The following is a 14,923-nucleotide window of genomic DNA, read 5'->3' on the forward strand; positions in this document are numbered from 1 at the left end:
CCAACGCGAAGGACAACCGCACGCATGTTCGAGTTCCCGGTCCTCGTCGGCGATATCGGCGGCACCAATGCCCGTTTCGCACTCGTGCCGGAGCCGGGCGCCGGGGCGGAGATCGTCGGACATGTCCCGACGAACGCCTTCCCCGACCCCAGTGCCGCGATCAGGTCCGTCCTCGATACGCATGCCGGACCGGCGCCGCGCTCGACGATCCTGGCCGTCGCCGCCCGGATCGATGGGCCCGCCGTTCGTCTCACCAATGCGGACTGGATCATCGAAGGTGCGCGGATCGGGACGGATTTCGGCCTGTCGCGGGCGGTGGTCGTCAACGATTACGTGCCCGTCGCGGCCGGCGCCGTGGATATCGCGCCCACCGACCTGACGCCGATCGGCCCCTATCGCGACGGCGGGCTGAAGGGCGACCAGGGGACGAGGCTCGTCCTCGGTCCCGGCACCGGCTTCGGCGCGGCGGCGGTCATCCCCTACGCGGACCGTCTCGCCATCGTCTCGACCGAGGCGGGACACGTGGATTTCGGCCCCGCCGATGCGGCCGACGAGGAGATCTGGCGGCATGTGGAGCGGATCGACGGGCGGGTGACGGTGGAAGCGCTGCTCTCGGGGCCCGGCCTCGCGCGGCTCTACAAGGCGATCCACCGCGCGCGAACCGGGCAGGACGCGGCGGAAGCCGAGCCCGCCCGGGTGACCAATACGGGTATCGACGGGAGCGATCCGGTTGCGGCCGAGGCCGTCGCCCTGTTCGCCAAGCTGCTCGGCCGGGTCTGCGGCGACCTCGCCCTGACCTTCCTCGCCACGGGCGGCGTCTATATCGGCGGCGGCATCGCACCGCGGATTCTGCCCGTCCTGGAGAAGGGCGATTTCCGACGGTCCTTCGAGCACAAGCCGCCCTTCGTCACGCAGATGGAGGCCATCCCCACCAGTGTGATCTCCGTCCAGGACCCGGCCTTCTCCGGCCTCGCCGCTCTCGCCAACCGGCCCGAGGTGTTCGTCTATCACGGGCAGGTCTGGGCGAAGGACTGAGGCGGGCGGCTACTCGTCCGTGTCTTCGTCGACGTTCTGCTCCGCCTCGTCGTAGGTGTAGCCTTCGAGCCAGTCGGCGCTGTTCTGCGATCCGGCGGGGTAGGGATTGGACCCATCCGGCTGGCCGGCGATCTTGGCGGCCTTGCCCTCTTCCATCACGGTCTTCGAGACGTAGCCCATCGGTCGATTCCTCCGCACCGGCGCGATACCCGCCGTCACCGTGGAAGATGAGCGGGCGCCCGGGATTTCAAGGGCGCGGCTTCGTCAGATGCCGTCCCCGGCCACTTCGCGGGCCACGGCCCGCCGGCCGATGTCGCGGCGGCAGAAGCCCTCGGGCCAGTCGATCCGCGACACCGCCGCATAGGCGCGGGCCTGGGCTTCCATCATGCTGTCGCCGATGGCCGTCACCGCCAGCACGCGGCCGCCATCGGCGACGATACGGCCATTCTCCGCCCGCGTGCCGGCCTGGAACACGATGACCGCGTTGCTGGCGCCCGCCTCGGCGATCCCCCGGATGGTCGAACCGCGCATCACCGCGCCGGGATAGCCGGCCGCCGCCATCACCACCGTCAGGGCCGCGCGATGGGCGTCGAATTGCAGGGCGATGCCGGTGACGTCGCCCTCGCAGGCGGCAAGGAGGGCGGGCACGAGATCCGAGGCGAGACGGGGCATCAGCACCTGCGCCTCGGGGTCGCCGAAGCGGGTGTTGTATTCGATCAGCTTGGGCCCTTCGGCGGTCAGCATCAGGCCGGCATAGAGGATGCCGGTGAAGGGCGTCCCGCGCTCGCGCATCCCGGCGAGCGTCGGGGCGATGATCGTGTCCATCACCTCCCGTTCGAGGGCGGGCGTCAGGATGGTGGCCGGGGAATAGGCGCCCATGCCGCCGGTATTCGGGCCGCGATCCCCGTCGAACACGCGCTTGTGGTCCTGCGCCGTCCCGATCGGCACGGCGTTCGTGCCGTCGCAGAGGGCGAAGAAACTCGCCTCCTCGCCGAACAGGCACTCCTCGATGACGATCTCGGCGCCCGGCTCCCCGAGCATGGACCGGACCGCGCTCTCGGCCTGCTCCAGGGTCTCGGCGACCACCACGCCCTTGCCGGCGGCAAGTCCATCGGCCTTCACCACGATGGGCGCACCGGATTGCGCCAGATAGGCGAGGGCGGCGTCCCGCTCGGTGAAGCGGGCGAAGGCGGCGGTGGGAATGCCGCGCTCCGCGCACAGGTCCTTGGTGAAGCCCTTCGAGCCTTCGAGCTGCGCCGCCGCCCTGGTGGGCCCGAAGGCGCGGATCCCCGCCGCCTGGAGATCGTCCACGAGGCCCGCCACGAGGGGCGCCTCCGGCCCGACCACCACGAGGCCGATCCCGGCGGTCTCGCAGAACCGCCTCACTGCCTCATGGTCGGTGACCGCGAGATCGGGACGGTTCTCCCCGTACTCGGCCGTGCCCGGATTGCCCGGTGCCGTGAACAGGCGGGAGCAGAGCGGGCTCTTGGCGATGGCGTAAGCCAGAGCATGTTCGCGTCCGCCGGAGCCGATGAGGAGGATGTTCATAAGTCACGCTTCGAAGGACGCGGAAGGCATGCCGGGATGCCGGAGCCGGCATGGACGGGAGCCGGAGCGAACGGTCAATCCGAAACATAGCATCGTCGAAGGCCTACAGCGCCGGGCGGCGGGCATTCCCGCACAGGGTTTCCCCCGAAAAGCGAAAGATGCAAAGTCTTCCCGCGGGGCAGGCGCCCGCGCAAGGCCCCGACGCGCAGATCGCACCGATGCCCGACATTCCTCCTCCGGCCTCACGCAATCGATGATCATCGCAGGAACGATACGGGCTCTCCGCGGGTTGAGTGACGTCATGCCAGGATGTCGCCACTCCGCTGCCCCGCCGATGGTCCCGCAAGCCGGGTCCGGACTGCGTTTGTCGCAGTTCCTCGTGAGCGGGCGTCCCTCGGTCCGCCCCGTCAACGACAACCGTCCGCCACACGTCCCGGGCTTCTGGCCCTGGGCGCTCGCCATCGGCGTCGCCCCCGTCCTGTCGGGCATCCTGCTGCTGGCCCTCATGTTCTAGAGCTGCGCCCGACCACGTTGGGTCGGCGCACACCTCTAGCTCTTTGTTGTGTCGCACTCTTTTTCGCCGAACCGGCATCCACTTCGGCGGAGAGCGCTCTAGCGGACGGCGCCGGGGTTTACCCGCGCGCCGGCCAGGCCTAGCGTCCGCCGCGCCATGGCCCTCGTTCCTCCCCCTGCCTCATCGCCCGCCGCGTCGACGCCGGCCGTCTCCAACGCGCCCGAATGGTCGGTGGGAGACCTCGCCTCGGCCCTGAAACGCACGCTGGAAGACGCGTTCGGTCATGTCCGGTTGCGCGGCGAGATTTCGGGCTATCGCGGCCAGCATGGCTCCGGGCACGCCTATTTCTCGCTGAAGGACGGCACCGCCCGCATCGACGCGGTTGTGTGGAAGGGGACGTTCAACCGCCTGCGCCAGCGGCCCCAGGAGGGGCTGGAGGTCGTCGCCACCGGGCGCATCACCACCTTCGCCGGCAAGTCGTCCTATCAGATCGTCGTCGAGACCCTCGAACCCGCCGGGATCGGCGCCTGGATGGCCTTGCTCGAGGAGCGCAAGCGTGTCCTCTCGGCGGAGGGCCTGTTCGCGCCCGAGCGCAAGCGCGCAATCCCCTATCTTCCCCGGGTCGTCGGCGTGGTGACCTCCCCCACCGGCGCCGTCATCCGCGACATCCTCCACCGGCTGGAAGACCGTTTCCCGCGGCCGGTCCTGGTCTGGCCGGTGCGTGTCCAGGGGGAGGGGGCGGCCGAGGAGATCGCCGCCGCCATCCGCGGCTTCAATGCGCTCCTGCCGGGCGGCGCGATCCCACGGCCGGACGTGCTCATCGTCGCGCGGGGCGGCGGCTCGATCGAGGATCTGTGGGCGTTCAACGAGGAGATCGTGGTCCGCGCCGCCGCGGAGAGCACCATCCCCCTGATCTCGGCGGTGGGCCACGAGACTGACACGACCCTCATCGATTTCGTTTCGGATCGCCGCGCGCCGACGCCGACGGGTGCCGCCGAGATGGCCGTGCCGGTCCGCGCCGATCTCGTCGCGGAGATCCGCGACCTCGGCCACCGCCAGGGCGAAGCGGTCTGGCGCAAGCTCGACCGCGAAGGCTCGGACCTGCGTGCGCTCCTGCGCGCCATGCCGGGAGCGGATGCCTTCCTTGCGGGAAAACGCCAACGGCTCGACCTTGCGGAGGCCCGGCTCATGCCGGCGCTGGCCGGCAATGCGCGCGACCACCGGGCGCGGTTCGGCCGCCTGCTCGACCGGCTCGGGCGGCACCCGCCGGAATTGCGGCTGGCTCAGGCGCGCGGCCGCCTCGCCCTCGTCGCCGACCGTCCTCGTTCCGCCCTGCAGAACTACGCGACGCGCAAGGGCGAGGCGCTGGCCTATCTCGGCCGGCGCCTCGTCATCGCCCGCGAACAGACCCTCGTTCGTGCCCGCACGGAGAACGCCCGCCGCTCCGAACGCCTCGGCGCCCTCGATACGCGGCTCGGACAGGCGGTTCGTCGCCTGATCGAGCGGCGGAGCGACAGGCTCGGCAATTTCGCGGCGCTCCTCGGTACGCTGAGCTACCGCGCCGTCCTCGCCCGCGGCTTCGTCCTGGTCCGCGACGAGGACGGAGCCCCGGTCCGTGCCGCCGCCTCGGTGACACCGGGGCAGCGCCTCGGCCTCGAATTCGCCGATGGGACCCGGTTCGTCCGCTCCGAACCTCAGGACGATGCGGATCCCGGCGGAGAGGGGCCGCCGAAGCTCAAGCGGACCCCGCGAAAGCCGGCGAAGGCCCCGTCGCAGCAATCCCTGTTCGAACTGTGAGTCCCGCGGCCGGCGCATGGCGAGCCCGGGACAACTGGCGCGGCGGATGCTTGACGACGCGCGGCATCTCGCTTCGCGTCTCGAACACCGCTACAGCGCGGCGCCGCATGTTGGCCCCGCACCCTCGATCCTGCGCCGTGCCAGCGGCCCCACAGCCTGCCAAGGAGAGACGATGACCACCACGATCGACAGCGGACAGAAGCTGCACCTCGTCTTCGGCGGCGAGCTCGAGAACCTCGAAGGCATCAACTTCCGCGATGTGAAGGGGCTCGACATCGTCGGAATCTTTCCAGACTATGCCTCCGCTCAAAGCGCCTGGAAATCCAAGGCGCAGGCCACCGTCGACAGCGCCCAGACGCGCTATTTCATCGTCCATCTCCATCGCCTGCTGGAGCCATGATCTGTGCAGGGCAGCCCGGCATGATCGGTGAAGGCATTGTGACACCGGGGCGGGGCCTGTAAGGGGTGCCGCGCCGAGGGGCCGGAATCCGGCGCGGCACAGGAATCGTGAGATGAAGACGGCGGCATGAAGTCCTCGATCAAGATCATCGCTGGAAATGCCAGCCGTCCGCTGGCGGAGGCGATCTCCGCCTATCTCGAGCTTCCCCTGGCCAAGTGCATGGTCCGCCGCTTCGCGGACATGGAGATCTTCGTCGAGCTGCAGGAGAATGTCCGCGGCGAGGACGTCTTCATCGTGCAGTCGACGTCCTTCCCCGCCAACGATCACCTGATGGAGCTCCTCATCATGATCGATGCGGCGCGGCGCTCCTCGGCGCGGCGCATCACGGCGGTGATCCCCTATTTCGGCTATGCCCGGCAGGACCGGCGCACCTCCGGCCGCACCCCAATTTCGGCCAAGCTCGTGGCCAACCTCATTACCGAGGCCGGCGCCGACCGGGTGATGACCCTCGATCTCCACGCGGGACAGATCCAGGGCTTCTTCGACATTCCCACCGACAACCTCTTCGCCGCCCCGGTGATCGTGCGCGACATCAAGGAGCGCCTCGACCCGAAGGAGTGGATGGTGGTCTCCCCCGACGTCGGCGGCGTGGTCCGCGCCCGCGCCATCGCCAAGCGCATCGACGCGACTCTCGCCATCGTCGACAAGCGCCGCGAGCGGCCCGGCGAATCGGAGGTCATGAACATCATCGGCGAGGTCGAGGGCCGGTCCTGCATCCTCGTCGACGACATCGTCGATTCCGGCGGCACCCTGGTGAACGCCGCCGAGGCCCTCCTGAACGCCGGCGCCAAGGACGTGTCGGCCTACATCACCCACGGGGTGCTCTCGGGCGGCGCGGTCTCCCGCATCGCCGCCTCGCGGATGAAGGAATTGGTGATCACCGATTCGATCCAGCCGACGCAGGCGGTCAAGCTCGCCCGCAACATCCGCGTCGCCACCATCGCCCCGCTGCTGGGCGAGGCCATCGGCCGGACCGCGACGGAATCGAGCGTCTCGAGCCTGTTCGTCTGACGATCGACGGCGACCCCGCCGCACAGCTGCGAATCGCCGGGGGAGATCCGGCATATCCGACTGTCCATCATCGATGACCGGACGTGAAGGCAATTGCGCGCCCTTCGGCCGCCGCCTATATACGCTCATCCCCTTTTGAGAGCGTGAGACGGGACTTCCGGATCGATTGATCCGGAGCCTGCGGACCGATGCCCGGCGCCGCCCGTTCCCCCGCCAACGTCGGAGCCACAGAGCATGTCCCAAGGTCCGCTGATGCCGAAGGCGACCGCCGTCTGGCTGGTCGAGAACACGTCCCTCGCCTTCGAACAGATCGCCGATTTCTGCAAGCTGCATCCCCTCGAAGTGAAGGGCATCGCCGATGGCGAAGTCGCCGCCGGGATCAAGGGGCTCGACCCGATCACCACCGGGCAGCTTACCCGCGACGAGATCGAGAAGGCGCAGAAGGCCCCCAACTACAAGCTCAAGGTCGCCGTCTCGAAGGTGAAGCTGCCCGAGGTCAAGCGCACCACCAAGGGGCCGCGCTACACCCCGCTGTCGCGCCGCCAGGATCGGCCGAACGCCATCCTCTGGCTGCTGCGCAACCATCCCGAACTCAAGGACGCGCAGGTCATCCGCCTCGTCGGCACCACCAAATCGACGATCCAGCAGATCCGCGAGCGGACCCATTGGAATTCAGGCTCGCTGCAGCCGATGGACCCGGTGACCCTCGGCCTCTGCACGCAGATCGACCTCGACTTCGAGGTCCAGCGCGCCGCCAAGGACCGGCCGGCGGTCCTGCCGACCGATGCCGGCGCGACCCTGCTGCCCACCGAGGTCTCCACGGCCGGCAATTTCGAGGAAGCCGACGCGCATCACCGCAACGAGCGCGACGAGAAGCTCAACGCGGATTCGGTCTTCGCCAAGCTCAAGGGCATGCGCAGCACCGAGGACGAAGACGAGGAGTAGTCGTCGCGTCGAACGTCCGCCAGCCGACAGACATCAGACCAGAGGCGCCGTTGTTGCGGCGCCTTTGTCGTCTTGGTGCGCCGCATGATCGCCAAGCATAAGAAAATGCGCAATATTGATCGCCCTCGATTGCCGAGGAGACTTTTACGGGGCGAATGATGGCCTCTCACGAAACGGCACACGACGTGGCGGAGTGCGAACCGGGCGGCCGCGCGATCGGGCCCGACATCCTGACCGCGGGAGCTGCCCCCGACACGGCGGCTCACCACGCCGATCCGCGACTGGCGGCATCAGAACCCGTGACCCTGGCCGAGTCCCTGATGAACGAGGAGGGCTGGAGCCCGCTCAACTTCAGCGAGGCCGGCCCGAACCCGCCCTATCTGCGCATCGGGGGCAAGCTCCGGATGACGCTCACGGAATACGAGCCGTGTTTCTCGTCCCACATCCGCGACCGCATCCTGTTCCGGTCCAAGGTCTCCATGGCGGAGCACCTTCGGAAATACGATCAGATGATGATCGATCCCCTGGCCTTCGAGGAGTGTTTCGGTCCCGGCCAGGGCACCGATGCGACCTTCCCTTTCGGCGCGTGGCTGACGATCCGCAAGGTCGGCTTTTCCGGAATTGAGCTCTGGGACAAGGGCCGCGGCGATGTGGAGATGCCGATCGAGGCGCTCTCGGTCGCCTCCGCGATCTGGCTGCGCCACGCCGATACGCCGCGCTGGATGCTCGCTTGAGCCCATCGAACGCCGGTGATCGCAAGGGTTCTGTTGCCGAAACGGACGCGATCGGTTATGGCAGCGCCGTCCTCCATTCGGATTCGACTGTGCGCGGGCTTTTCGTCCCGCCATCGACCCGTTGGGGAATGGCCCTCGACCATCGTTCCAGATTGCGTCGGCCCTCCTGCGGGGGGTGAGCCCGTCGGGTCCTCCAGGGGTCCGCGGGCGGCGATCGCCGAGGGTGCCCCGTCACACGAACCGCCGACGCCGGCCTCGACCATGAGGCCTGTCAGGAGATAGAATGACCGCTGGTAACGCCCTGCAGCGTAACCCGAGCCGCGACGACTTCGCGGCTCTCCTCGAGGAGAGCTTCCTCGAGCACGAGATCACCGAAGGTTCCGTCGTCAAGGGTCGCGTCGTCGCGATCGAGAAGGACGTGGCCGTCATCGACATCGGCGCCAAGACGGAAGGCCGTGTCGCTCTCAAGGAATTCAACGGCCCCGGCCGCGAAGGCGAACTCGCCGTCGGCGACGAGGTCGAGGTCTATGTCGACCGCATCGAGAATGCCCTGGGCGAGGCCGTCATCTCGCGCGACAAGGCACGCCGCGAGGAGAGCTGGGTCAAGCTCGAGAAGGCCTTCGAGGCCAACGAGCGCGTCACCGGCGCGATCTTCAACCAGGTCAAGGGCGGCTACACCGTCGACCTCGACGGCGCCGTGGCGTTCCTGCCGCGCTCGCAGGTGGACATCCGTCCCGTCCGCGACGTCACCCCGCTTCTCGGCACCCCGCAGCCGTTCCAGATCCTCAAGATGGATCGCCGCCGCGGCAACATCGTCGTGTCGCGCCGTACCGTCCTCGAGGAGAGCCGCGCCGAGCAGCGCTCCGAGCTCGTGGCCAACCTCGAAGAGGGTCAGGTCATCGACGGCGTCGTCAAGAACATCACCGAGTACGGCGCCTTCGTCGATCTCGGCGGCATCGACGGCCTGCTCCACGTCACCGACATGGCGTGGCGCCGCGTGAACCATCCGTCCGAGGTCGTGACCATCGGCCAGACGGTCAAGGTCAAGATCATCAAGATCAACCACGAGACCCACCGCATCTCCCTCGGCATCAAGCAGCTGCTCGCCGATCCGTGGGAGGGCATCGCCCAGCGCTACCCGGTCGACGCCAAGCTCAAGGGCCGTGTCACCAACATCACCGATTACGGCGCCTTCGTGGAGCTGGAGCCGGGCATCGAAGGCCTGATCCACGTCTCCGAGATGTCTTGGACGAAGAAGAACGTCCATCCGGGCAAGATCGTCTCCACCTCGCAGGAAGTGGAAGTGCAGATCCTCGAAGTCGATCCCGTCAAGCGCCGCATCTCGCTCGGCCTCAAGCAGACCCTCCAGAATCCCTGGGAGGCCTTCGCCGAGCAGCATCCGGTCGGCTCCGAGGTCGAGGGTGAGGTCAAGAACAAGACCGAGTTCGGTCTGTTCATCGGTCTCGACGGCGACGTCGACGGCATGGTCCACCTGTCGGATCTCGACTGGAACCGTCCCGGCGAGCAGGTCATCGAGGAGTTCAAGAAGGGCGACATGCTGCGCGCCCAGGTTCTCGACGTCGACGTCGAGAAGGAGCGTATCTCGCTCGGCGTGAAGCAGCTCGGCGGCGACCCCTTCACGGAGGCCGGCGAGTTCAAGAAGGGTCAGATCGTGACCTGCGAAGTGCTGGAAGTGAAGGATTCGGGCGTCGAGGTGAAGATCGTCGACACCGACCTGTCCACCTTCATCCGCCGGGCCGAGCTCGCCCGCGACCGTGGCGATCAGCGCCCCGAGCGTTTCGCCGCCGGCGAGAAGTTCGATGCCCGCGTGATCCAGTTCGATCGCAAGGCGCGTCGGGTCCAGCTCTCGATCAAGGCCCTGGAAATGGCCGAGGAGAAGGAGGCGATGGCTCAGTTCGGCTCCGCCGATTCCGGCGCCTCCCTCGGCGAGATCCTCGGTGCCGCCTTCAAGAAGGCCCGCACCAGCGACGACAAGGACGACGCGCAGGACTAAGTCCGGCGTCGATCCGACCGGTCACCGGCTTTTCCGAGCCGGTGACCGTATCTTGAACGCCCGTGCGGGATCGCCTCCCGCGCGGGCGTTTTTCTGTCTCGACACCGCATCTCTCGAGCAGGCGGTTTCAAAACCCGGCATGTGAACGGATTGCGGCCATCCGCAGAGTGTTGCCTCCCGGTCCTTCGTTTACCCGACGGGTGACGAAGGAATCAGCGCGAGTTGCAAACGACACTGTTCGGGAGATCGCCGGCGCCGGACGGGATTCCGGAGCGGCGGCGGCGAAAAGGACGGCAGCATCGCGGCCTTGCCCGGCGCCCCGTCACCGGGATGACCGGGCGCCCCACCCAAAACCCCGCATCGCGCATGGCTTTGCGCCGAAGCCGCGCCTCCCGTTGACGAGTCCTCTTGCCGGTCCACCGGAGGGGGCGCTAGAACACGGCCCTGCTTTCGCGTACCCCGGACTCCATCGGCATTCCGGCGGAAGGACACGAGAGCTGCCAACGGCTTGGTGCAATCCGGCGGCGGGTGTGGAACACATCTCGAAGGGACGTTTGGAGGCACCTTCACCGGTACATCCTTGCGTCCCGTGAACGAACAGCCGGCCGCAACGGTCGGACGAGGCAAGGGAGCGGGACGATCGCATGGCTGCAGACGCCGAACTTCTGATCGATCGCCGGCGCTTGCGCCGCAAACTCTCCCTGTGGCGCGTCGTCGGGATCGGCGGGCTCATCGTCGCCGTCGGTGCGGTGGGCTACCGGGTCCGGGGCCATGACGGCTTCGGTTTCCCGGCCGTGAAACCGCAGATCGCCCGCATCTCCATCGGTGGCTTCATCGCCGGCAGCGAATCGACGACCAAGCTCATCGAGCGGGTGCGCGACGCCAGCGCCGTGCAGGGCGTCATCGTCTCGATCTCGTCGCCGGGCGGCACCACCACCGGCTCGGAAGAGCTCTACCGCAACCTGCGGGCACTGTCCGAGAAGAAGCCGATGGTGGCCTTCGTCGACGGCACGGCGGCCTCCGGCGCCTATATCGCCGCCATCGCGGCCGATCATATCGTCGCGCGGGAGACCGCCCTCGTCGGGTCCATCGGCGTGCTGTTCCAGTATCCCGATCTGTCCGGCCTGCTCGACAAGGTCGGCGTCAAGGTCGAGTCGGTGAAGTCGTCGCCGCTGAAGGCCGAGCCGTCGGGCTTCACCCCGACCTCGCCCGAGGCCCGCGCCGCCCTGGCCGCCGTCGTCGGCGACACCTACGCCTGGTTCAAGGGCCTCGTCTCCGAGCGGCGCAAGCTCTCCGAGAAGGAACTCGCGACCGTGTCCGACGGCCGCGTGTTCAGCGGCCGCCAGAGCGTTCCGCTGAAGCTGGTGGACGGTGTCGGCGGCGAGCGTCAGGCGGTGGCCTGGCTCGAGACCGAGCGCAACGTCGCCAAGGGCCTGCCCGTGCGCGACTGGAAGCCGAAATCCGAGAGCGATTTCAAGCTCTGGTCGGCCCTCGGCACGGGTGCCGACCTGCTGGGTCTGGGCGGTCTAGCCACGCGCCTGCGTCAGGCCGGCGACGAGACGGCCGGTCTCGCGCAGGGGGGCCTCCTCGCCCTCTGGCGTCCGGGCTCCGCCGATGCGCCTTGAGGGCGACGCCGAACCACGCCTGCCTGGATCACGTCCGCAGGAGTGCCGGAACCGCATGAAGTCAGGGAAGACCGCCGCATGATCAAGTCGGAGCTCGTGCTCAGGATCGCAGAGCAGAACCCGCATCTCTACCAGCGCGACGTGGAAACCCTGGTGAAGGCGATCCTCGACACGATCGCCGAGGCCTTGGCACGCGGCGACCGTGTGGAACTGCGCGGCTTCGGCGCGTTCTCGGTGAAGCGCCGCGATGCGCGCCGGGGACGCAACCCGCGCACCGGTGAACCCGTTGCCGTCTCCGAGAAGGCCATCCCCGTGTTCAAGACGGGCAAGGAGATGCGCCAGCGACTTAACGAGGCCGGGATCGGCGCGGAGGAACCCTCCGAGAACGAGGAATCCTGAACGCCATGCACAGCCTCGTCCCATCGACCGGAGTGTCTCGATGATCCGCTTCCTCAAGGGTTTGGTCCTGCTTCCCGTGGCGATCGTGGTCGTCGCCCTGGCCGTCGCCAACCGGGAGGTCGTCCGCCTGTCCTTCGATCCGTTCACGACGGATACGCCGGCCTTCAGCCTGCCGCTGCCGCTCTACGTCCTGATCTTCGCCTCCGTCGCCATCGGCATCCTCTGCGGCGGCATCGGCACGTGGCTGGGCCAGTCGGGAACGCGGCGGACGAGCGCCGAGCGCCGCCGCGAGATCCGTCGCCTGGAAGGCGAGACCGAGCGTCTGAAGTCGCGCGTGGCGGCGAGCGAGCCTGCCCCGGCCGAGCGGTATCCCGGTCTCGACAGCCGCGTCGCGCTGCCGGCGCCGCGTTAGGCCGGGCGCCGTCATGCCGTCCATCCGCGTCAAGATCTGCGGGCTGAGCACGCCCGGCACGCTCGACGCGGCGCTCTCGGCCGGGGCCGACCTCGTCGGCTTCGTGCATTTCCCCAAGAGCCCGCGCCACGTCGCCCTGGAGACGGCGCGCATCCTGTCGGAACAGGCAGAGGGCAGGGCGGAGCGGGTCGTCCTCCTCGTGGACCCCGACGATGCCCTGATCGATGCGGCCCTCGGTGCCGTCGATCCGGATTGGATCCAGCTCCACGGACACGAGACGCCCGAGCGGGTTGCGGCCATCCGCGACCGCAGCGGTCGCCCGGTGATGAAGGCGCTCGGCGTCTCGACACGCGCGGATCTGACCGCCATCGCCGCCCATGGAGCGGCCGACCGCATCCTTCTTGACGCGAAGCCGCCGCCGGACGCGGCCCTTCCCGGCGGCAACGGCCTCGCCTTCGATTGGGATCTGCTCGCAGGATTGGACCTGCCGGCGGGGACCATGCTGTCCGGCGGTCTCGCGCCCGGAAATGTCGCCAAGGCCCTCGCCCGGACGGGCCTGCGCGCCGTCGACGTCTCCTCGGGCGTGGAGACACGGGCCGGAGAGAAGAGCCCGGAACGCATCGCCGCCTTCATCGCGGCGGTTCGGGCCTACGAACAGGGTCCGATTTCACAAATCGACGCGTTCGCCGCATTGTAGACGCCCCCCGCGCGGGTCTAGGCATTGGCGCAACCGCATAGCGAACGCACAGGCCCGGCGGCGATCCGCCGGCCTAAGACGCGAAGGACGACAACCGTGACCATCGCCCCCTCTCCGAACTCGTTCCGCAACGGACCGGACGAGCGCGGCCGCTTCGGCATCTTCGGCGGTCGCTTCGTCGCCGAGACGCTGATGCCGCTGATCCTCGACCTCGAGAAGGCCTATACGGAGGCCAAGGCCGATCCGTCCTTCCAGGAGGAGATGAACGGCCACCTGACCCATTACGTCGGCCGCCCGAGCCCGCTCTACTATGCCGAGCGCATCACCGAGCACCTACGCGCCAAAGCCGCCCCCGGTCACGGCGCCAAGGTCTTCTTCAAGCGCGAGGAGCTGAACCACACCGGCTCGCACAAGGTGAACAACGTGCTCGGCCAGATCATGCTGGCCCGCCGCATGGGCAAGCCCCGGATCATCGCCGAGACCGGCGCCGGTCAGCACGGGGTCGCCACCGCCACCCTCTGCGCCCGGTTCGGCCTGAAATGCGTCGTCTACATGGGCGCCGTCGACGTGGCGCGCCAGGCGCCCAACGTCTTCCGCATGAAGATGCTCGGGGCCGAGGTGATCCCGGTGGAATCCGGCACCAAGACCCTCAAGGACGCCATGAACGAGGCGCTGCGCGATTGGGTCACCAACGTCGCCGACACGTTCTACTGCATCGGCACGGTGGCCGGACCGCACCCGTATCCGGCGATGGTGCGTGATTTCCAGTCGATCATCGGCCGGGAGACCAGGGACCAGATGCTGGCAATGGAAGGGCGCCTGCCCGACTCCCTCATCGCCTGCATCGGCGGCGGATCCAACGCGATGGGCCTGTTCCATCCGTTCCTCGACGACCGCGAGGTGGAGATCTACGGTGTCGAGGCCGCCGGCCACGGCATCTCCTCGGGCCTTCACGCCGCGTCCCTGTCGGGCGGAAAGCCCGGCGTCCTCCACGGCAACCGGACCTACCTGCTGCAGAACGAGGACGGCCAGATCGCCGACGCCCACTCGATCTCGGCGGGCCTCGACTATCCGGGCATCGGCCCCGAACATGCCTGGCTGCACGAGGCCAAGCGCGTCACCTACCTCTCGGCGACGGATTCCGAGACGCTGGAGGCGTTCAAGCTGTGCTCGATGCTGGAAGGCATCATCCCGGCCCTCGAGCCGGCCCATGCCCTCGCCAAGGTGTTCGAGATCGCGCCGACGAAACCCGCCGAGCATCTGATGGTGCTCAATCTCTCGGGCCGTGGCGACAAGGACATCCCGCAGGTGGCCGAGATCCTGGGCACCCGGCTCTGAGAAAACCGCGACGGGGAGCGGCCTTGTCGCAAACTCCCCGTTGACACCCGAAGGCGGATTTCTTTATACCGCCGATCTCTTCAGGGGCGCCCGCACCGCGCGGGTTCCTTTGTTGTGGCGGGGTAGCTCAGTTGGTTAGAGCAGAGGAATCATAATCCTTGTGTCGGGAGTTCAAATCTCTCCCTCGCTACCATGAATTCAGCCCGCTAGGTCAATGACTTGGCGGGCTTTTTCGTGCGCGGATCGGTGCGCTGGCGTGTTGCAACGGCGTGCAACACAGCCTCATATTCTGCAACGGCTTACGACCTGCCGTAGGCTGTTCCACGCAACACGGATGGAACACGAGAGGCACCGGAATGACCGGTACCGACATCGTTGAAAAGCGAGGTGCACC

At 68.0% G+C, this 14,923-nt stretch carries 15 protein-coding genes and 1 tRNA gene; 14 read left to right on the forward strand and 2 right to left on the reverse strand.

What is annotated here, in order from left to right; genetic code table 11:
• Window positions 1–24: 24 nt before the first annotated feature.
• On the forward strand, window positions 25–1,035 hold the full coding sequence (locus tag MKK51_RS13160) for a glucokinase (protein ID WP_243977654.1): 1,011 nt from the start codon (window positions 25–27) through the stop codon (window positions 1,033–1,035).
• Between the two features lie 9 nt (window positions 1,036–1,044).
• On the opposite strand, the gene MKK51_RS13165 is transcribed toward MKK51_RS13160, so the two are convergent.
• The gene (locus tag MKK51_RS13165) at window positions 1,045–1,215 is read right to left on the reverse strand and encodes a hypothetical protein (protein ID WP_243977656.1); all 171 of its coding nucleotides are present in this window, start codon (window positions 1,213–1,215) and stop codon (window positions 1,045–1,047) included.
• Between the two features lie 84 nt (window positions 1,216–1,299).
• A complete protein-coding gene (purD, locus tag MKK51_RS13170) occupies window positions 1,300–2,583 on the reverse strand; it encodes a phosphoribosylamine--glycine ligase (RefSeq protein ID WP_243977658.1) in 1,284 nt (427 codons plus the stop codon).
• Between the two features lie 364 nt (window positions 2,584–2,947).
• Between purD and MKK51_RS13175 the strand changes: the two genes are divergently transcribed.
• From MKK51_RS13175 to MKK51_RS13235, 13 genes are all read left to right on the forward strand, one after another.
• Window positions 2,948–3,097: a hypothetical protein gene (locus MKK51_RS13175; RefSeq protein WP_243977659.1), complete on the forward strand. Its 150-nt coding sequence runs from the start codon at window positions 2,948–2,950 to the stop codon at window positions 3,095–3,097.
• A gap of 156 nt (window positions 3,098–3,253) precedes the next feature.
• Entirely contained in the window at window positions 3,254–4,894 is a 1,641-nt protein-coding gene (xseA, locus tag MKK51_RS13180; RefSeq protein ID WP_243977662.1) for an exodeoxyribonuclease VII large subunit, read from the forward strand.
• A 172-nt stretch (window positions 4,895–5,066) separates the two neighbouring features.
• On the forward strand, window positions 5,067–5,294 hold the full coding sequence (locus MKK51_RS13185) for a DUF4170 domain-containing protein (RefSeq protein WP_018043154.1): 228 nt from the start codon (window positions 5,067–5,069) through the stop codon (window positions 5,292–5,294).
• A 126-nt stretch (window positions 5,295–5,420) separates the two neighbouring features.
• Window positions 5,421–6,365, forward strand: a complete 945-nt coding sequence (locus tag MKK51_RS13190; protein WP_019903469.1) for a ribose-phosphate pyrophosphokinase — start codon at window positions 5,421–5,423, stop codon at window positions 6,363–6,365.
• Window positions 6,366–6,599: 234 nt separating this feature from the next.
• Window positions 6,600–7,310, forward strand: a complete 711-nt coding sequence (locus MKK51_RS13195) for a DUF1013 domain-containing protein (protein WP_243977663.1) — start codon at window positions 6,600–6,602, stop codon at window positions 7,308–7,310.
• A gap of 155 nt (window positions 7,311–7,465) precedes the next feature.
• Window positions 7,466–8,044 carry a hypothetical protein gene (locus MKK51_RS13200; protein WP_243977665.1) on the forward strand — a complete coding sequence of 193 codons (579 nt, stop codon included), beginning with the start codon at window positions 7,466–7,468 and terminating at the stop codon, window positions 8,042–8,044.
• Window positions 8,045–8,327: 283 nt separating this feature from the next.
• Complete coding sequence (gene rpsA / locus MKK51_RS13205; RefSeq protein ID WP_227438246.1) at window positions 8,328–10,058, forward strand: 30S ribosomal protein S1; 1,731 nt, start codon at window positions 8,328–8,330, stop codon at window positions 10,056–10,058.
• 644 nt (window positions 10,059–10,702) lie between these two features.
• On the forward strand, window positions 10,703–11,683 hold the full coding sequence (gene sppA / locus MKK51_RS13210; protein ID WP_243977666.1) for a signal peptide peptidase SppA: 981 nt from the start codon (window positions 10,703–10,705) through the stop codon (window positions 11,681–11,683).
• 78 nt (window positions 11,684–11,761) lie between these two features.
• Window positions 11,762–12,082, forward strand: a complete 321-nt coding sequence (gene ihfB, locus MKK51_RS13215) for an integration host factor subunit beta (RefSeq protein WP_027173940.1) — start codon at window positions 11,762–11,764, stop codon at window positions 12,080–12,082.
• 40 nt (window positions 12,083–12,122) lie between these two features.
• Window positions 12,123–12,494, forward strand: coding sequence for a lipopolysaccharide assembly protein LapA domain-containing protein (locus tag MKK51_RS13220; RefSeq protein WP_243977668.1), 372 nt, complete (start codon window positions 12,123–12,125; stop codon window positions 12,492–12,494).
• 13 nt (window positions 12,495–12,507) lie between these two features.
• On the forward strand, window positions 12,508–13,191 hold the full coding sequence (locus MKK51_RS13225) for a phosphoribosylanthranilate isomerase (protein ID WP_243977670.1): 684 nt from the start codon (window positions 12,508–12,510) through the stop codon (window positions 13,189–13,191).
• A 96-nt stretch (window positions 13,192–13,287) separates the two neighbouring features.
• Window positions 13,288–14,529 (forward strand): tryptophan synthase subunit beta, encoded by a 1,242-nt coding sequence (trpB, locus tag MKK51_RS13230; protein WP_243977672.1) that lies wholly within the window; start codon window positions 13,288–13,290, stop codon window positions 14,527–14,529.
• A gap of 116 nt (window positions 14,530–14,645) precedes the next feature.
• A tRNA-Met gene (locus MKK51_RS13235) sits at window positions 14,646–14,722 on the forward strand.
• The last annotated feature ends 201 nt before the right edge of the window (window positions 14,723–14,923 follow it).

The organism is Methylobacterium sp. E-045 (genome assembly GCF_022829685.1).
In the GTDB taxonomy this organism is placed as follows: Bacteria; Pseudomonadota; Alphaproteobacteria; order Rhizobiales; family Beijerinckiaceae; genus Methylobacterium.